This is a genomic window from Pseudomonas bohemica (genome assembly GCF_002934685.1).
GTDB classification, from domain to species: domain Bacteria; phylum Pseudomonadota; class Gammaproteobacteria; order Pseudomonadales; family Pseudomonadaceae; genus Aquipseudomonas; species Aquipseudomonas bohemica.
Genome location: NZ_NKHL01000080.1, coordinates 23,253 through 39,505 on the forward strand (window position 1 = coordinate 23,253; position 16,253 = coordinate 39,505).

General features: G+C 59.0%; 21 protein-coding genes and 1 pseudogene. 8 read left to right on the forward strand and 14 right to left on the reverse strand.

Annotated features, from left to right (window positions below; translation table 11 throughout):
• The first annotated feature begins 2 nt into the window (after positions 1-2).
• The 3 genes and pseudogenes from CE491_RS03950 (at position 3) to CE491_RS31145 (ending at position 3,216) form a co-directional block, all read left to right on the forward strand.
• Positions 3-932: a S66 peptidase family protein gene (locus CE491_RS03950; protein WP_110947055.1), complete on the forward strand. Its 930-nt coding sequence runs from the start codon at positions 3-5 to the stop codon at positions 930-932.
• 1,198 nt (positions 933-2,130) lie between these two features.
• Positions 2,131-2,355: pseudogene (locus CE491_RS31140) on the forward strand (HAMP domain-containing protein); the annotation flags it as partial.
• Positions 2,353-3,216 carry a methyl-accepting chemotaxis protein gene (locus CE491_RS31145; RefSeq protein ID WP_407681325.1) on the forward strand — a complete coding sequence of 288 codons (864 nt, stop codon included), beginning with the start codon at positions 2,353-2,355 and terminating at the stop codon, positions 3,214-3,216. The pseudogene CE491_RS31140 and the gene CE491_RS31145, both read left to right, overlap by 3 nt.
• A gap of 155 nt (positions 3,217-3,371) precedes the next feature.
• Here CE491_RS31145 and CE491_RS03960 read toward each other — a convergent pair whose 3' ends face one another.
• Together CE491_RS03960 and CE491_RS03965 are read right to left on the reverse strand one after the other, a co-directional pair.
• Positions 3,372-4,562, reverse strand: a complete 1,191-nt coding sequence (locus tag CE491_RS03960) for a benzoate/H(+) symporter BenE family transporter (RefSeq protein WP_110947057.1) — start codon at positions 4,560-4,562, stop codon at positions 3,372-3,374.
• 422 nt (positions 4,563-4,984) lie between these two features.
• Positions 4,985-5,428: a MarR family transcriptional regulator gene (locus CE491_RS03965; protein ID WP_110947058.1), complete on the reverse strand. Its 444-nt coding sequence runs from the start codon at positions 5,426-5,428 to the stop codon at positions 4,985-4,987.
• An 81-nt stretch (positions 5,429-5,509) separates the two neighbouring features.
• Between CE491_RS03965 and CE491_RS03970 the strand changes: the two genes are divergently transcribed.
• The 3 genes from CE491_RS03970 (at position 5,510) to CE491_RS03980 (ending at position 7,863) form a co-directional block, all read left to right on the forward strand.
• Complete coding sequence (locus CE491_RS03970; RefSeq protein ID WP_110947059.1) at positions 5,510-6,676, forward strand: aminotransferase-like domain-containing protein; 1,167 nt, start codon at positions 5,510-5,512, stop codon at positions 6,674-6,676.
• A gap of 45 nt (positions 6,677-6,721) precedes the next feature.
• Positions 6,722-7,324, forward strand: a complete 603-nt coding sequence (locus tag CE491_RS03975) for a glutathione S-transferase family protein (protein WP_110947060.1) — start codon at positions 6,722-6,724, stop codon at positions 7,322-7,324.
• 152 nt (positions 7,325-7,476) lie between these two features.
• Positions 7,477-7,863, forward strand: coding sequence for a lysozyme inhibitor LprI family protein (locus tag CE491_RS03980; RefSeq protein WP_110947061.1), 387 nt, complete (start codon positions 7,477-7,479; stop codon positions 7,861-7,863).
• A 127-nt stretch (positions 7,864-7,990) separates the two neighbouring features.
• On the opposite strand, the gene CE491_RS03985 is transcribed toward CE491_RS03980, so the two are convergent.
• The 4 genes from CE491_RS03985 to CE491_RS04000 all read right to left on the reverse strand — a co-directional run bounded on the left by CE491_RS03985 (position 7,991) and on the right by CE491_RS04000 (position 10,836).
• Entirely contained in the window at positions 7,991-8,362 is a 372-nt protein-coding gene (locus CE491_RS03985; RefSeq protein WP_199884979.1) for a glutathione S-transferase N-terminal domain-containing protein, read from the reverse strand.
• A 52-nt stretch (positions 8,363-8,414) separates the two neighbouring features.
• Positions 8,415-8,960, reverse strand: coding sequence for a GTP cyclohydrolase I FolE (gene folE / locus CE491_RS03990; protein ID WP_234407507.1), 546 nt, complete (start codon positions 8,958-8,960; stop codon positions 8,415-8,417).
• A gap of 22 nt (positions 8,961-8,982) precedes the next feature.
• Entirely contained in the window at positions 8,983-10,191 is a 1,209-nt protein-coding gene (locus CE491_RS03995; RefSeq protein ID WP_110947062.1) for a site-specific integrase, read from the reverse strand.
• Positions 10,192-10,398: 207 nt separating this feature from the next.
• Positions 10,399-10,836 (reverse strand): hypothetical protein, encoded by a 438-nt coding sequence (locus CE491_RS04000; protein WP_110947063.1) that lies wholly within the window; start codon positions 10,834-10,836, stop codon positions 10,399-10,401.
• Positions 10,837-10,910: 74 nt separating this feature from the next.
• Here CE491_RS04000 and CE491_RS30155 point away from each other — a divergent pair, with 74 nt between their 5' ends.
• Positions 10,911-11,084, forward strand: coding sequence for a hypothetical protein (locus CE491_RS30155; RefSeq protein ID WP_199884980.1), 174 nt, complete (start codon positions 10,911-10,913; stop codon positions 11,082-11,084).
• Positions 11,085-11,130: 46 nt separating this feature from the next.
• On the opposite strand, the gene CE491_RS04005 is transcribed toward CE491_RS30155, so the two are convergent.
• The 7 genes from CE491_RS04005 to CE491_RS04035 form a co-directional block, all read right to left on the reverse strand.
• A complete protein-coding gene (locus tag CE491_RS04005) occupies positions 11,131-11,319 on the reverse strand; it encodes a hypothetical protein (protein WP_110947064.1) in 189 nt (62 codons plus the stop codon).
• On the reverse strand, positions 11,316-11,690 hold the full coding sequence (locus CE491_RS04010; RefSeq protein WP_110947065.1) for a hypothetical protein: 375 nt from the start codon (positions 11,688-11,690) through the stop codon (positions 11,316-11,318). Before CE491_RS04010 ends, CE491_RS04005 begins: the two co-directional genes overlap by 4 nt.
• Positions 11,687-12,247: a DUF551 domain-containing protein gene (locus CE491_RS30160; protein ID WP_199884981.1), complete on the reverse strand. Its 561-nt coding sequence runs from the start codon at positions 12,245-12,247 to the stop codon at positions 11,687-11,689. Before CE491_RS30160 ends, CE491_RS04010 begins: the two co-directional genes overlap by 4 nt.
• Before the next feature lie 58 nt (positions 12,248-12,305).
• Positions 12,306-12,884, reverse strand: a complete 579-nt coding sequence (locus CE491_RS04020) for a hypothetical protein (protein ID WP_110947066.1) — start codon at positions 12,882-12,884, stop codon at positions 12,306-12,308.
• 243 nt (positions 12,885-13,127) lie between these two features.
• Positions 13,128-13,655 (reverse strand): hypothetical protein, encoded by a 528-nt coding sequence (locus tag CE491_RS04025; protein ID WP_110947067.1) that lies wholly within the window; start codon positions 13,653-13,655, stop codon positions 13,128-13,130.
• Positions 13,656-13,725: 70 nt separating this feature from the next.
• Complete coding sequence (locus CE491_RS04030) at positions 13,726-13,968, reverse strand: hypothetical protein (protein WP_199884982.1); 243 nt, start codon at positions 13,966-13,968, stop codon at positions 13,726-13,728.
• The gene (locus tag CE491_RS04035) at positions 13,949-14,674 is read right to left on the reverse strand and encodes an HNH endonuclease signature motif containing protein (protein WP_110947069.1); all 726 of its coding nucleotides are present in this window, start codon (positions 14,672-14,674) and stop codon (positions 13,949-13,951) included. Before CE491_RS04035 ends, CE491_RS04030 begins: the two co-directional genes overlap by 20 nt.
• Positions 14,675-14,752: 78 nt before the next feature.
• Here CE491_RS04035 and CE491_RS04040 point away from each other — a divergent pair, with 78 nt between their 5' ends.
• Complete coding sequence (locus CE491_RS04040) at positions 14,753-15,226, forward strand: hypothetical protein (RefSeq protein WP_199884983.1); 474 nt, start codon at positions 14,753-14,755, stop codon at positions 15,224-15,226.
• Positions 15,227-15,235: 9 nt separating this feature from the next.
• Here the strand turns inward: CE491_RS04040 and CE491_RS04045 are convergent.
• A partial coding sequence (locus CE491_RS04045) for a DNA-methyltransferase (RefSeq protein WP_110947079.1) occupies positions 15,236-16,253 on the reverse strand: 1,018 nt, incomplete at its 5' end.

The following is a 16,253-nucleotide window of genomic DNA, read 5'->3' on the forward strand; positions in this document are numbered from 1 at the left end:
AGATGCCTGTGCCACGTCCGACCCTCAACCCCAGTGTCCTGCGCGCGGGTGATGCCGTCGCCCTGGTATCGCCCGCCGGCCCCGTGGCTCAAGTGCGCGTCGAAGCGGCGGTACGCGAACTGTCGTCCTGGGGACTACGCCCCAGGGTTTATCCCCATGCGCTCGATGCCGAGCATTTTCTTGCGGGCAGCGACACCAACCGTGCCGCAGACCTGAACGACGCGCTGGCCGATCCCGAGATTCGTGCGGTGTTGTGTACTCGGGGAGGTTATGGCGTCCAGCGAATTCTCGAACACCTGGACTACGATGCGGTGCGCCGCGACCCGAAGCTGGTGGTGGGTTTCTCCGACATCACTGCCTTGCACGCTGCGCTGTGGTCGCACACGGGACTGGTCACGGTTCATGGTCCGGTGGCCGCGCAACTGGAGCGGGGCGGCCTGTTCGCCAGCACCCTCAGGCACGCACTGATGAGCAATGAACCCCTGGTGGTCGAGGCTGATCGGGACGAACCGACCTTCAGCGTCCGCACCTCCGGCGTCGCTCACGGCACCTTGCTCGGCGGCAATCTCAGCATCCTCAGCACCTGTGTCGGCACTGCGTTCATGCCGGACCTCGATGGCGCGATTCTGCTGATCGAAGACGTGGGTGAGCTGGCTTATCGCGTGGATCGCCTGTTGACTCACCTGGGTAACTGCGGGCTGCTCAAGCGTCTGGCAGGCATTGCCGTCGGGCAGTTCAGCGAGCCGGGGCATGGCAATAACGCCATCAGACCCCCCGATGTGTTGAGCGAGCGCCTGGGCCAGCTGGGGGTTCCTGTATTGGGCGGACTGTCGATTGGTCACGGCGATCCGAATCGCGCCGTGGCGTTGGGCAGTCGTGCCACGCTCGATGCCGACACAGGAACACTGACGGTTGCACCTGCCACTCGTTGAGCGTCGTGGATAACGAGCGTTACCGGCGCACAGGTGTCACTCGATGCCCGGTTTCGAGCCGTCACAGCGCGTTACCTTTCGTCGCATGCCCCCCGTTATAGCGCCTGGGTCAGCGCCTGCCTCCCTGTTGAAGATTGCGCTGGTGCCGATAACCATTCTGGAAGCGACCTTGGCGTAGCTATTTGCCATTATTCCGACGTCAAACTCCTGTTTTGCCGCTGACCCGTTGCGAACCTGCACGAAAATTGAATGGCCGTGCTGAACATGGCCTCGTTGTGTGTGCCTTTTAGTTGTGCATTGGGGACTGAATATTATGATTTCGGCCGTGCAAGCGCGTTTTGCCAACCTCGGAATGGCAAAGAAACTGGGTATCGGATTCGTCCTCGTTCTCCTGCTGACGGCTCTGGTTGCTGCGATTGGGGTCTGGTCGCTGCGTTCCATCAGCGTGCATTTCGACAGCCTCAAAGAGATGACCGCGCTTAATACCGGCCTCAACCGCGTACGCTTGCTGGAGCAGGACTATGCGCTGCACAGCGATCCCAAAGTCGTCGATGAACTGCATGCCGGTCTTGACCGGCTGAACGGCCAGGCTGAACAACTCAAGGCCAGTTCGGCGGTCAACCTGCAAGCCATGAGCGAAGTCCAGCAAGCGCTGGGTGCCTACCGCAAATCCTTCGACGAATTCGTCAGCATCAGTCAAAGCAAGGACCTGGCCCTGGAAATGGCCAGCTGGTCGGTATCGAGCGTGGCCAACAACCTGGATGTATTGCAAGCCGGGCTTGCCGATGACGGGGCCTACAACCTCAAGGACTCCCAGGGGCAGCAGGGTTCGGAATTCATCGAGCAATCGAGTCAGGTCAGCCAAATTTCCAAGTTGATGATGCAGGCCATGGACGAGGCCCGCGTGCGCCTGGACAAGAGCCGTAAGACCGGCTCCGGCGAGGAGGCCAAGACCGGCAAGATCGAGCAGGCCGTGCAGGCTCAGGAGCTGGCCGAACAGATCAAGGGCGTGATCAAGGATCCCGGCTATCTCACCGTGCTGACCGAAGTCAGCGGGCACATCACCAACTTCGGCGACAAGCTCAACGAATACACGGGTCTGCTGGCGGACGAGGCCAAGGTTTCCCAGCAACTGGCGAGCAACGCGAAAACCGTGGTTCAGCAGGTCAATCAGGCTTACGACGCCGAAGACCAATCGATGCTTGCCGAACTGAAGGCCAACACGCTGAAGATCATTGGCTCTTCGGTGCTGGCGTTGTTCGTCGGCTTGATCGCTGCCTTCGTGATCACGCGCATCATCGTCGCGCCGCTGCGCAGCGTGATCGCTATCGCCCAGCGTATTGCCTCAGGCGATTTGAGCGGCAATGTTCAGGTTACCCGCAAGGATGAAATTGGCCAGCTGATGCAGGCCATGCAGCAAATGGGGGCGGGGTTGAGTGGCATAGTCAGCGGCCTTCAGGCGGGTATCGAGCAGTTGGCGACGTCGGCGCATTCGTTGTCGGCAGTCACCGAGCAGACCAATCTGGAAGTCAGCACTCAGAAGGAGGAAACCGAGCAGGTGGCGACGGCCATGAACCAGATGACCGCCACCGTGCATGATGTCGCGCGCAACGCCGAGGAAGCAGCACAGGCTGCGCAGACCGCCGACACCAAGGTCGATAGCGGGCAGGCGGTGGTGCGTCAGAGCATGCAGCGGATCGAACAACTGGCGACATCGGCGAATTCTGCCAGTCACAGCATCGAAAACCTCAGCGCCGAAATCCAGAACATCGGCAAGGTGCTGGCGGTGATCAAGAGCGTTGCCGAGCAGACCAACCTGCTCGCCCTCAACGCGGCGATCGAAGCCGCAAGAGCGGGCGAGCAGGGCCGGGGTTTTGCGGTGGTGGCAGACGAGGTACGGGCGCTGGCCAAGCGCACCCAACAGTCGACCGAAGAGATCGAGCGTCTAGTCACCAGCCTGCAAAGCGGGGCGCAGGCGTCGGTGGCGCAGATTCAGAGCAGTGGCGAACTGGTCAAGCTGGCGGTCAGCGATGCACTGCAGACCGAAAGCGCGTTGGGCAGCATTGCCGCGGCCGTGTCGTTGATCCAGCAGATGAACCAGCAGATTGCCGCAGCGGCTGAAGAGCAGAGCTCGGTGGCCGAGGAGATCAACCGCAGCGTCACCAGCATCCGCGCCAGCGCCGATCAGTCAGCGTTGGCCATGCAAGGCAATGCCGCTTCCAGCATCGAACTGGCGTCGCTGGGCATGGAGTTGAAGGGGATGGTGGGGCATTTCAGATTGTGACTACACCTGGTAGCCGAAACATGCACTCGATCTGACAGACGATGCATGACTTGTGGGAGTGAGCTTGCTCACGAAGGCGGCAGTACGGTCGTCATAGGTCTGGCGCGTGTGCGTCCACATTCGTGAGCAAGCTCACTCCCGCAGTGGCGATAGCCTCAGGCCTTGCGGTAGTTGAGAATCACCAACGTCAACACCCCCGCCACAATTCCCCAGAACGCCGAACCGATCGAAAACAGCGTCAGTCCCGACGCGGTGACCATGAAGGTGATCAACGCCGCTTCGCGCTCCTTGGGTTGACTCATGGCAACGGTGAGGCCATTGATGATCGAGCCGAACAGCGCCAGTGCCGCGATCGACAGCACCAACTCCTTCGGAAATGCCGCGAACAGCGCCGCCAGGGTTGCGCCGAACACGCCTGCGATGGCATAGAAAATCCCGCACCAGATCGCCGCCGTGTAGCGCTTGTTACGGTCCTCGTGGGCGTGCGGACCGGTGCAGATGGCGGCGCTGATGGCCGCCATGGTGATGCCGTGGGCGCCGAACGGGGCAGTGATCAGCGAGATCAGTCCGGTGGCGGTAATCAGCGGCGAGGCGGGCACTTGATAGTCATCGGCGCGCAGCACAGCGATACCGGGCATGTTCTGCGAGGTCATGGCGACGACGAACAACGGAATGCCGATGCTGATGGTCGCCCCTAGCGAGAACGCCGGCGTGGTCCACACCGGGACTGCTACTTCGAGGTTGAAGCCGCTGAAGTTGAGCATGCCGAGCATGGCCGACAACGCCACGCCGACCAGCAGCGTGACCAGCACCGCGTAGCGGGGCGAAAAGCGCTTGACGATCAGGTAGGTGAAAAACATGCCCAGTACCAGGCCGGTGCGGTGTTGCGCAGCGACGAAAATCTCACTGCCGATCTTGAACAGAATGCCGGCCAGCAGCGCTGCCGCCAGCGAAGTCGGCAGGCGTTTGACCAGTTTCTCGAAGCTGCCCGTCACGCCGCAGATGAACACCAGAACCGCGCTGGTAATGTAGGCGCCGATGGCTTCGGGATAGGCCACATGGCCGAGACTGGTGATCAGCAACGCAGCCCCCGGCGTCGACCAGGCTACCGTGATCGGCGAGCGATAACGCAACGACAGACCAATGCTGCAAACCGCCATCCCCATGAACAGCGCCCAGATCCACGAAGAAATCTGCGCCGACGTCAGTCCGGCGGCTTGCCCGGCCTGAAAGATCAGCACCAGCGAACTGGTGACACCGGTCATCATCGCGATGAACCCGGCGACGATGGCAGAGGGTGAGGAATCGGTCAGCGGGCGCAAGGGCAAGTGGGTCGCGTCAGTCATGCGGTCGATCCTTGGAACTGCGATGTGAAGAGCTGCAAGCCTATACGCAGTTGTCATAATTCGTTGCGATACAGCCAGAAGCGCAATAATCGGCACAGTTGCGTGCAGCTAACAGGGCGCTCTGTGGGAGTGAGCTTGCTCGCGAAGGCGTCGGCGCAGGCTGGAAATCTCTGTCGCGCCGTTCGGCCTCTGCGTGAGCAAGCTCACTCCCACACAGACTGTGTGAAAACTCGGCAACTCAGTGACTGGTCAAGAATGAACTGTAAATTGCGCCGTTACGCAAATTTCAGGTCCACACCGGCCGATCTTTTTCAGAATTTACGTAGGAGCGCGCAGTTCAATCCTTTGCCCGTGTTTTCACACAGCCTGCACAGGTCAGGGCGGCCCACAGGACGTGCGGGTTCGGCGCTATGATGCCGTCTTCAGCTGCGGTTGAGCGTATTTCCCAATGCCTGATTCACCGCCAGCCAGCCATCCACGGCCTCACGTCCGGCTTCGGCAAACACCCGTTGCAGCAACTTCACTTGTTCGCGGCGCAGGGACTCTTCGAACTTCGCCCCTTCGGCAGTCAGCTGCAGCAGGCGTTTGCGCTTGTCATCCTCAGGCGCAACGCTGAGCACCAGCTCCATCTCCACCAACTGGCGCAGCGGCGTGTTCAGCGCCTGCTTGCTCACCCCCAGCACACCGAGCAATTGCTTCACGCTCAAGTCCGGGTAACGGGCGATGAAAAACACGATGCGCTGATGCACGCGGCTCAGTCCCCGGCGGTCGAGCATTTCGTCGGCCTTGGCCGTGAACGCCTGATAGCCGAAGAAGAACGCCTCCATGGCGATTTGCTGGGTGGATGAATTTTTAAGGTCAAGCATATTGACGTATCCGGGTGTGGCGTCGTAATTTCGGTCAACCAGTTTGACGTATTTCCATTTATTTCCGCCAGCGGTGATCTCATGGCTTTTTCTGAACGCGTCACCCGTTTGAAGAGTTCTCTGATTCGCGAAATCCTCGCCGCTGCCCAGCATCCCGAGATGATGTCCTTCGCCGGTGGCTTGCCTGCCGAGGCCATGCTGCCGCAGAGCAAGTGGTCCGGCATGCCGCGCAGCATTGGCCAGTACGGCATGAGCGAGGGCGAGCCGAAGCTGCGTGAAGCGCTTGCCGCGCAGGCCCGGGCGCTGGGAATTGCTTGCGAGGCGAGCCAGGTGATGATCGTCAGCGGCTCGCAACAGACGCTGGATCTGGCCGCCAAGTTGTACATCGACAAAGGCACCGAGATTCTTCTGGAAGGCCCGACTTATCTGGCGGCGCTGCAGATCTTCCAGCTGTTCGGCGCTGACTGCCTGACCGTGCCGCTGCTCGCCGAAGGACCGGATCTGGACGCGCTGCGCCAGCGTCTTGAGCAGCATCAGCCGTCTTTCGCCTATTTGATCCCGACCTTTCAGAACCCCTCGGCCGTGCGTTACAGCGAGGCGGCGCGGGACGCAGTGGCGGCGCTGCTGGATGAGTTCGGCGTGACCCTGATCGAAGACGAGCCCTATCGTGAGCTGACCTTCGACGGCGGCAGCGCCCGCCCGATCGTCAGTCGCCTGCAGAAAGCCAGTTGGATCTACACCGGAACCGTGTCCAAAACCCTGATGCCTGGCTTGCGCGTGGGTTACCTGATCGCTTCGCCCGACCTGTTCCCGCATCTGCTGAAACTCAAGCAGGCCGCGGATCTACACACCAACCGGGTCGGCCAGTGGCAGGCCCTGCAATGGATTGGCAGCGAGCAATACCAGCAGCATCTGCTGGAATTGCGCGGTTTCTACCGCGCACGCCGCGATCAGTTCGAAGCCGCGTTGCAGCGTCATTTCAGTGACCTGGCCGACTGGAACAGCCCTCAGGGCGGCCTTTTCTTCTGGCTGACACTGAAAGAAAAGCTCGATACTCGTTTGCTGCTCAATACCGCGCTGGCGCAAAACGTCGCGTTCATGCCCGGTGAGCCTTTTTTCACCGACCCGGATGCCAATCCCGGTTACTTGCGCCTGAACTTCAGCCACATCGATCCGCAGCGTCTGGACGAAGGACTGAAACGGCTGGCCGCTGTCATCAGAGAAGCGCAGATGGCCCTTGCGGCCTGATACATTACGCACACGCATCACCGCAGCAACGGGGGAGAGCAGCAGATGTACAAGGTTTACGGCGATTACAACTCGGGCAACTGCTACAAGATCAAGCTGATGCTCAACTTGCTCGGCGCGCAGTACGAATGGGTGCCGGTGGACATTCTCAACGGCGAGACAGAAACCGAGGCGTTTCTGGCGAAGAATCCCAACGGCAAGATTCCGGTGCTGGAGCTCGAGGACGGCACCTGCCTGTGGGAGTCCAATGCGATCCTCAACTTCCTGGCCGAAGGCACGCCTTATCTGTTGACCGAGCCTCGTCTGCGCACGCAGATGCTGCAATGGCAATTCTTCGAGCAATACAGCCACGAGCCGAGCATCGCCGTGGCGCGGTTCATTCAGTTTTATCTGGGACTGCCGCAAGAGCGTCTGGAAGAGTACCGCTCGCTGCACAAGCGCGGTTACAAGGCATTGAAGGTCATGGAACAGCAACTGCAGCGCACGCCATTTCTGGTGGGTGAGCAGTTCTCCATCGCCGACATCGCGCTGTATGCCTACACCCACGTCGCCCATCAGGGCGGTTTCGACCTGAGTCAGTTCCCTGCTATTGAAGGCTGGCTGGAGCGGGTCAAGCAACAGCCGGGCTATGTCGGCATGCTGGATTGACCTTTGGAGAATAAAAGACCGGCCCTGGCAGCAGTGGCCGGTTTTTTTATGTCTGAGTGTTGAACCCGGCAGATCGAAGGCTCGACAGCGTTTAGGCTGCGCCCCCGTTCGGCCTGGCCCGGCGGATCATTCAGGAACACAGGGAGAATGGAATGCGATACATGATGATAGCCCTCGGCATGCTGATGGCGCTGGGGATCGGTTGTTCAGCCCAGGCCGAGGATTGTGATGCCAATCAGGCGGCGATGAATCAATGTGCGAGCAAGCAGTACGTGGCGCTGGACGCCGAGTTGAACAAGCAATACAAGGCACAGATGTTGTCCCTGACCACGGCCGAGCGCAAGAAGGCGCTGCAGGATGCGCAGAAGAAGTGGATCGCGTTTCGTGATGCCGATTGCCAGTATCAGGTCGGCAAACGGGAGGATGCCGGGAGCATGTGGCCGCTGTCTCAGGCGCAATGCCTCGCGGAACAGACCAGGGTGCGCGTTGAGCAGTTGAAGGCGTATACGGCGTGTCGGGAGCAGGGGTGCCCGCGTTGATGCGGTTATTAGATGACCGCGTGGATCAAGAACCTGTGGGCGTGAGCAAGCTCATCCCCACAGGAGACCGGAGCAAGCCTGAACTCTCAGGAGTGGTCACTCGCAGCGCAGCTGCAATCGGGCTGTCTCAAACCGCCGCAAACCGCTGATTCAGGTAATCGATGATCACCTTGGACTCATACATCCACACCGTCTTGTCGGCTTCTTCGATCCGCAGGCATGGCACTTTGATCTTGCCGCCTTCGTTGAGCAGGGTCTGGCGGTCCAGCTCGTTGTTCTTCGCGTCACGCAGCGCCACCGGAACGTTCAGTCGACGCAGGGTGCGGCGGGTCTTGACGCAGAACGGGCAGGCGTTGAACTGATACAGGGTCAGGTCCTTGGCCGAAGCCTCGACTGCCGCCTGAGCTTGTGGCGTACGTTTTTTCTTGCCGGGACGGGTCAGGAAATCGACCAGAATGACCAACTGGCCAAGGCCGACCCTCAATGCCTTCATCAACATGTTTGAAACCTCGCGGCCGCAACGTCGGTTGCGGCGCTTCCGAATGCCCGGATCACTTGATCAGGCTGAGGAACTCAGTGCGGGTAGCGGCGTTTTCGCGGAACTCGCCCAGCATTACCGAAGTAATCATCGACGAGTTCTGCTTCTCGACGCCGCGCATCATCATGCACATGTGCTTGGCTTCGATCACGACCGCCACACCCAGCGCGCCGGTGACCTGCTGAACGGCTTCAGCGATCTGGCGGCTGAGGTTTTCCTGGATCTGCAGGCGTCGGGCGAACATGTCGACGATGCGCGCAACCTTGGACAGGCCCAGGACCTTACCGCTGGGGATGTACGCCACGTGGGCCTTGCCAATGAACGGCAGCAGGTGGTGTTCGCACAGCGAATACAACTCGATGTTCTTGACCAGCACCATCTCGCTGTTATCGGAGCTGAACAGCGCGCCGTTGGTGACTTCTTCCAGCGTCTGCTGGTAGCCGCGGCAAAGATACTGCATGGCTTTGGCCGCCCGTTTGGGGGTGTCGAGCAGGCCTTCGCGGGAGACGTCCTCGCCGAGTTGACCAAGGATCTCGGTGTAGTTCTGTTCCAGTGTCACAGGGGTGTGTTCCGTGTGGGTTTCAGAGAGGTACTGTTTCTGTCTGTACCGAATTTGTACCAATCAAGCTCGTTTCCAGTTTTTCCAACTCGTTCCAGTCAGTGCTGGAGTTGATCCACTTGGCGTACGTGGACAGTAGCATTTGCACACTATGCCCCAGCTGATTGGCGATGAACGCAGGATTCATGCCCGCCATTAGGCACATGGTAGCGTACGTGTGCCGGCAGTTGTACTGCCGTCTGCCCCGGATCTCCAGCTTGGAGACCACCTCCTTGAAGAACTTGTCGGTGAGGCTGGACTGCTGCAGGTACTCGCTGATGCGGGTGGGCGGGAAAACGTAAGGTGAATTTTTCTTCATCCTCTTCTTTTGAGACCGCCGCAATTCGGCGACCATCTCAGCCATCTTCAGCGCATTCATGGCTCGACTGTTGAGCATTACCATGCGTGCCGCCTTCGTCTTCGTCCGCTCCTCGATGACCTTATCCACAACGATCCGGCAGACATGAGCCAGCCGCTTACCCTTATCCACCTCATCCCATCGTAATGCGGCAATCTCTCCTGGGCGCATGCCCGTGTAAAAAGCGAACTCGAAATACGCCGCATAGATCGCCGTCGCACCGGTTAGCGTTGCATACAGCTCGGCGATGATTGCGTCGGCTTCTTCTACCGTGAAAGCGTCAGGCAGCTTCTTTGTCCTTCCCGGCAGCTCAATAGCGTCAACCGGGTTGCGTTGGATTAACCCATCTGTCAGCGCCGAACTGAGCATCGCGCTCAAGCGCTCTATCGCAGACCTACGTACGGCCGCGCTTTTCCACTTCGTTTCGGATATGACGCGGCGGAGATCCATCGGCGACACCAAGTCAATCGGCATCAAGGCAAAGTGGGGCATCCAGTACAGGTTCAGCGAGATGCGATAGTTTTTCCTTGTCCCGCTCACCACCTCGCGGCCATTCAGCCATGCTTGCGCATATTCGCCGAAGAGGACGCGGGTTCCGTGGTGAGAGTGCTTCGAGTTGGGGAAAAGCTCGGCGTACCGGTTCGCATCCAGAACGCCATGCTTTGCCAGGCTGACTACGTTAGCGCGTAGATCGGCGGCAGCTTTGATCCCTTTTGGCGTTTGGGGATAGGGGAGGGTCTCGCAGCGTCTCTCGCCATTCCACGTGAAGCGGATGCGGACAGATTGGCCCGCGAATTCAACTCCGGTGGGCAATCCCATTGGCTTTCTAGCCATGCCTCGTATCTCCTGATGCTGTAATAGATGCGGCCGTCGATCTTGTTCCACACGCCGAGCGGGATTATCCCCCGGTCACGCTTCCCCTCAAGCGCTCGCTTTGTGGTTCCGATTAGTTTCGCCATTGTCGCTTCCGGCACTTTGTCTCCGACATAGGCCTCTTCCAGTTTTTCTGCTGCTGCCATATGGGCTACCTCCGTCCGGGGTCTATGCGGGGTTGAGTGGTTCGAGTTCGGTCAGCGAGAAAACGATGCCGCGACAGTAGTTCTCAGCATCTTCCATAACTTCAAAGGTGGCGTGAGGGATAACCGTTTTGTACGTCCACGAATAGCCGGGCTCTTTGCACCACAGCGCCTCAATGGTCTTGGCCTGCCGCTTTCGCATCACGTATTCGGCAATCTCATCGTCCTCTTCCAGTGAGTCCCGATCTGGCAGAACGCCTTGCAGGTCGACAAGCGCGATACCGCCGTCGTAGCAGCCAATCTCTTCGCGTGACGCGCCGTCGAATTCCATCAGGTCGTCACTGGCTCCATAGAGGATTACCAGTCCGGCTTCCTTGGCCGCAGCAATGTGTTCTTTCGTAATGGCGCGGTGCGCTGGGTACTGGATACCGTCGAGCTGCGCCGCAAGTTCTTCTTTCGTCATGGCAATAGTTCTCCCGCCCGCCGTACACCGGCAGGCATGTGGTTAAATGGAATTGATCACTTGAAGGAGGGGTTATGAAAAATGCTTTCAAGCAACCACTGTTCGTCATCGGGCTTCCCCTGATGATTTTCGGATTTGCATCTGGCGTGATTGGCTGGTGGTTAAAGCACTCGTTCGCCTACATGGCGCCGGGCCTGTTCATCGCCGGGCTGATTTTCGTGGTGATAGGCTGGATACAGCGGGACTAGTGAAGGCTGTATTTACCGGCAGGCATGTGGATAGATGGGGAAGGGGTTAGGGGTACTGGCGTTTGATGCGGTCCGCGATGGCTTCGAGATTTTCAGCCATGTAGCCCATGTCGTTGTTGTCGCGGCGCGAGACCACGCCGGCCCGCGGGACGTTGCGCCCGGCGAGCAGCCAGGCGGCTAGAAGGATCAGCGCCGCTTCGAGGCGGCGACGCAGGAAGCCGGTGCGCGGGATCATAGAAGGTCGGCTCCTGCTTCCAACAGCGCGTCCCGATCCGCCCGAACCCGGTCAAGTTCAGTCTTGAGCTCGTTGCGCTCTCTGATCAGACATTTGATTGCGGTCGAGATGTTCACGTGGCCGAGGGTAAGGGTGATTGCCTGTGCCTCGTCGAAAAGGCGGACCTTCTGTTCTCGTTCTTCAACTGCACGGGCGGCCAGCTCCTTCGCCCGGATTTTGAGGCAGCGCTTGCAGGTCACGTAAAGCCAATCGCCCGTAAGCTGCTCGTCTTCCATCGCGCCCTCAGTACCGCACATAACCTGCTCCGGATGGTCTTGGTCGGCCTCGGTACCGCCATCCCATGGGTACATGTGAACCGCGCGCTTACTCACAGCGGCGCCTGTTGGCTGACGAACTCCGGCGGAACAGGAAGCGGCATCCAGTGTGTTGGCTCGTATTCGTCGCTGGCGTCCCCGTCAACAGCATCCCATTTGCCATCTGCGAAGAAATGTCCGTAGCAGACTGACCACATCCAGCCGTCGGTGCTCGATCCGCGCTCAGCGATGACGATGAGGTCGTCAGCGGTGCGAATCCACACAGGGGTGTCCAGCTCTGGAAGCTGGTCTGCGCATACGATCCAAGCATTTGCCGGGTCGCATCCGGCATTGATCATCACCCTTGGCAAAGCCGCCCGGAACTGATTGAGGTACTGGTCAGTGGTCGAACCCCAGCTGTTGAGCAGACACTCGTCAGAAGGCTCGAAGCCCTCATCTTCAGGATCGCCCGATGGCTTTCCTGGCACTGTGAAAAACTGTCGCTCGACCGCATGGAGCAGGTCTGAATGCCGCTTACAGTTCTCGACGTTGGCTAGCAGCGTCGAAAGGGAATGGTTGCTGCTCAGGCCGAACAGATTGAAGAGCGGGGCAAGTTCAGGGTTATGTTGAGGCATGACTTTTCCTCGCCGCATACGCAGCAGGCAATAGGGATAGGGTGGGGGTGAAGGGGTGTTACGGGTTCAGGCGGGCGAATTCGTCGAGGATCTTCTCAGCGAGCGATCCTGCGCCAAGCGAGTGGCTTCCATCGACCCTTCGAATGATTTCGGCAAGTTTGTCAACGTCCGGCAACACAACCGGACGCTGCGGGTGGCGGTAGAGTTCTGCGCTCCCATCCTCGTCGCACAAGTCGTTCGCTTCTGGCATGGCGAACAGCACAGTGCCAGCTAACTCAAGTTCAGAAATGCCCCCTTCAAGCAGCCATTCCAAGCGCAGACCTTCGTCTTCATCTTCACGGGTTACAGCGACAGCCTGGATCAACACCGGCTCATCCCCCACTGCGCGGACATCCTCGGCTTGTATTCGGAGTTGCTCCGAACATTGAGAGTCGACCTCCGAACATTGGACATCCTCGGCGGGGGCGGCAAGAATCGCAGAGGCATCAGCGACGACCTTTCTCTGTGCAGCGAGTACATGCGGGCGATAGTCTTCCCCGTATGCGCGCACTCTTTCGTCTACTTCAAGTTGCGCCGAATCGATTAAGTCCTGTAGCAACTCACGTGGAATCACTACGTTTTCTGCGTGGCTGTGCATGCCGCTTCTCCTTGTTCTTTGGACGTACTCCTATTAGCCGCAACGGGTGGTTGGGGCAGTCGAAGTGATGGTGTCCGTTTTTAGTGGTGCAGTGTTGACACTTGGGCATTGTGCTTAGCTCGTACCTGCTGGCGCGGAGAAGAGACAGAAATGCATTGATTTCTTCACGAACCGCGTCAGACAACGAATTTCCCCAAATATTTGGACACACCTAGGGGATCGGTTCGTTATCGACGTAGACTGTCATTGCTCTTCACCGGTATAGACGCGCCAATCCACCTTCTTGCCGTTCACCATGAAGCCCCAATCACCTTTCCAGCGGCTGGTGATGAACAGGGTCCATACTCCACTCGGCGACACCTCATCGATGCGGTGGAACTCGCCATGCCTCAATTCAGATGTGTCCCCAGGATCTCGCCAAAACGGGATATCGGTGTAACCGCCGACTGCCCAGAACCTGCGGCGCTCTTCCTTGTAGAAACCCCGCAGGATCACGGTGCGAGCGTTCCAGGGGTGATCGTGCAAGTCCCGGTCAGCATCCGGCCGCTTGATGTGGTGCACGCGGATCGACCACGGGAACCAGGCAAACTTTCCCTTGTGCGTGACGCGGTCATAGGGGTTGAAGAGCCACCAGCGGCCCATGTACATCTCGGTGTCATCGGCTGACATGATGTGTTGGTACGGTGTGCGCTGGGCGCGGGCGATCAGCCAGTTGGCAACAGCTGGGCGCGCGAGCAGCTTGGCAAGCAGGCGCCAGATCAGATCTTTCATTTTGATATCCCTGTAACCCAAACAGGTTACTTTTCGAGATGTAACCGATAGAGGTTACGGAGGGGGTGGGTTACTGGATGGCCGTGCGAGCGGGGGCGGGGAGCGTGCTATCCGATTCGATGAAACCGGTCGTCTTCACATCGCCATCCATCGCGGTGATGAACATCACCTCAACCTTCGCCGAATCCACGAGCACCTTCGCTACATCGGCGATGGCTTTGGCCCTATCAATCTCCATCGGTTTTTCCGGATCCTGCAGCGCTTCCAATGTGGCAAAGAGGTGGTTGCGCAAATCAGTCATCTTGTTTTTCACGGGAAACCTCGCTGATCGCTCGTTTGAGCTTGCCAAGTTGGCGGATGGTAGATTTGAGTTCCGGTGGGTACCGGTGGATGGTGTTGCGCCGCATGTTCTCTGCTCGCGTAACGAGCTCGAGGTTGCCGATTTCAATGTTCTGGGTGTTGCGGTCCTTGAACACGACAAGGTGACCGGCTGGAACCTCACCGTTGTGCTCCTCCCAAAGAATCATATGCACTGATTTCCAGCGGCGCTGCGGCAGACCGTCGTCGCATATCTTGCGCTGTCGTATTCCGTCTTTAGTAACGCGCTCACTACCGACAGGCATATGCAGCTGAGCCGCGCGTCCATTCAGCGTGCCTGTTTTGAACTGGGTTTCAGCTGAGCGGCCGCCTGAGTGGAAGCTGATTCCCTTGTTCCAGGAGGTATGACCCTTTTGAAACCGGCAACCAACGCCGGGGTTGTCCTCCCGCCGAAGTCGACGCGCGTGTTCGCTGGCGAGATAGTCGTCACTGCGCTTCAGGCCCAGGGCATGTGCTTTGTTGTAGATCGACCAACTGGGGCGATTGAATATCTTCAACAGCTCGGGCATCGGAGTGTCCGGGTAGAGATCGCGCAGCTTCGATTCATCCGCAGAGGTCCAGTGTCGGCGTCGCTTAATGGGCTGAGCGGTAATCTGTCGCGCCCTGGCATGCTCGAGGGCGCGCATCGCAATTAGATTCATGCTGATCCTCGCCAGTGGCGTGATTCGTGTAAGTGGGGTATTTGTGTTGCTTCGGCATGGAGCCGGAAGGAGCAAAAATTGCCTCAAGAAATGACTGTTGTGCTGACCCCCATAATTTCAGGGCTACTGGTATTGGCAGGCACTGTCGTTGCCTGGGGGCTAAATCGGGTTGGCGCTGAGGAAGATGCTAAGCGCGCAGAAAGAAACTCTGTGCGTAACAGTTTGGAGCAGGGGTATCTAAGCGTGCTGTCAGGGGTTGAATTGTTTTTGAGGTCGAAGCTATTCGACGCTGAGCTAGATAAGGAAATGGCGGGACTAAACGCAGTTGTTAGCTTGTTCGGCAGCGTTAACGTTAAAGCTGAATTCGCAACGCTCGGCCGATGTGCAGAGCGCTATAGAGCCGAAATCGACAAAAGCGAGAAACAATATCCATCGCTGGTTGATGCAAGCGACGACTACCGTAGTGAATGGGGAGATATCATTCAATCCCGGGATCGACTTGCCATCGCGATGACTGAACACATTGTCTCGCTGCGAAATTTCGGGAAATAGAACACGCAACTAAGCAGCAGGCTCGGCGTCGTGGAAGACATCCATCTGCGCCGCGCCGTCCAGCCAGGCTGTGTCGAGTCGCTGCTGGGCCAGCGCCGCATATTCGGGGTTCAGCTCGCACAGGATCGAACGCCGTCCTTCCTGCATCGAAACCAAGGACGTGGTACCAGCGCCTCCGAAGGGGTCGAGCACCATCCCGCCGCGCGGTGCGCCGGCCAGAATGCAGGGCCTGATCAGATTAGGCGGGAAGGTCGCGAAGTGGGCGCCCTTGAAGCCTTGAGTTGCGACGGTCCAGACGCTGCGCTTATTCCGGCTCGCAATGTCCCACTCGCTCTCGGCTCGGTCCGACCGGTGCGTGCCTTTGCTTTGGCCGGGAATGGCTTGTTCTCGCTTTGAGTCATCACGCTGGAAACTGTCGCGCCGTGATCGTGCGCCGCCCACCGCCTTCATCGGCCCATTGGTTTTGCCTGGGATGCGCTCGCTTCCAGCTTGGCTCTCGACGTCCTGCGCCCAGCGGACCAAACTCGACTCGGCGGCTGGCTCCCGGATCGCCTGCATGTCGCAGTGGTACCGGCGCGACTTGCTGAGCAGAAACAGGTACTCATGGGCTTTCGTGCATCGGTCCCTTGTTGACTCAGGCATTGGGTTCGGCTTGTGCCAGATGATGTCCTGACGCAGATACCAGCCGTCATCTTGAAGCGCGAAGGCGAGGCGCCACGGCATACCCATGAGGTCTTTCGGCTTGTACTCGGCTTGCGTCGTTGCCTTCGCTTTGCGCTGGCTCGCCATGACCTGGCGCTGGCTGATCGTCGACACACCGACGTCCATGTCATCCCGACCATGCGCGCCCCAACTGCCAGCGTAGCTGTCACCCATATTCACCCAAACCGTGCCGTCATCGCGGAGTACTCGGCGCACCTCGCGGAACACGGCGACCAGTCGGGCGGTGAACTCGGCGGGCGTTTCTTCCAGGCCGATCTGGCCCTCGACACCGTAGTCGCGCAGGCCGAAGTAGGGCGGGCTGGTC

What these genes read in the sequence shown, in the direction of transcription:
- CE491_RS03950 (WP_110947055.1), top strand. Translation starts at nt 3, where the DNA reads ATGCCTGTGCCACGTCCGACCCTCAACCCCAGTGTCCTGCGCGCGGGT.
- CE491_RS31145 (WP_407681325.1), top strand. Translation starts at nt 2,353, where the DNA reads ATGGGGGCGGGGTTGAGTGGCATAGTCAGCGGCCTTCAGGCGGGTATC.
- CE491_RS03960 (WP_110947057.1), bottom strand. Translation starts at nt 4,562, where the DNA reads ATGACTGACGCGACCCACTTGCCCTTGCGCCCGCTGACCGATTCCTCA.
- CE491_RS03965 (WP_110947058.1), bottom strand. Translation starts at nt 5,428, where the DNA reads ATGCTTGACCTTAAAAATTCATCCACCCAGCAAATCGCCATGGAGGCG.
- CE491_RS03970 (WP_110947059.1), top strand. Translation starts at nt 5,510, where the DNA reads ATGGCTTTTTCTGAACGCGTCACCCGTTTGAAGAGTTCTCTGATTCGC.
- CE491_RS03975 (WP_110947060.1), top strand. Translation starts at nt 6,722, where the DNA reads ATGTACAAGGTTTACGGCGATTACAACTCGGGCAACTGCTACAAGATC.
- CE491_RS03980 (WP_110947061.1), top strand. Translation starts at nt 7,477, where the DNA reads ATGCGATACATGATGATAGCCCTCGGCATGCTGATGGCGCTGGGGATC.
- CE491_RS03985 (WP_199884979.1), bottom strand. Translation starts at nt 8,362, where the DNA reads ATGTTGATGAAGGCATTGAGGGTCGGCCTTGGCCAGTTGGTCATTCTG.
- CE491_RS03995 (WP_110947062.1), bottom strand. Translation starts at nt 10,191, where the DNA reads ATGGCTAGAAAGCCAATGGGATTGCCCACCGGAGTTGAATTCGCGGGC.
- CE491_RS04000 (WP_110947063.1), bottom strand. Translation starts at nt 10,836, where the DNA reads ATGACGAAAGAAGAACTTGCGGCGCAGCTCGACGGTATCCAGTACCCA.
- CE491_RS30155 (WP_199884980.1), top strand. Translation starts at nt 10,911, where the DNA reads ATGAAAAATGCTTTCAAGCAACCACTGTTCGTCATCGGGCTTCCCCTG.
- CE491_RS04005 (WP_110947064.1), bottom strand. Translation starts at nt 11,319, where the DNA reads ATGATCCCGCGCACCGGCTTCCTGCGTCGCCGCCTCGAAGCGGCGCTG.
- CE491_RS30160 (WP_199884981.1), bottom strand. Translation starts at nt 12,247, where the DNA reads ATGCCTCAACATAACCCTGAACTTGCCCCGCTCTTCAATCTGTTCGGC.
- CE491_RS04020 (WP_110947066.1), bottom strand. Translation starts at nt 12,884, where the DNA reads ATGCACAGCCACGCAGAAAACGTAGTGATTCCACGTGAGTTGCTACAG.
- CE491_RS04025 (WP_110947067.1), bottom strand. Translation starts at nt 13,655, where the DNA reads ATGAAAGATCTGATCTGGCGCCTGCTTGCCAAGCTGCTCGCGCGCCCA.
- CE491_RS04035 (WP_110947069.1), bottom strand. Translation starts at nt 14,674, where the DNA reads ATGAATCTAATTGCGATGCGCGCCCTCGAGCATGCCAGGGCGCGACAG.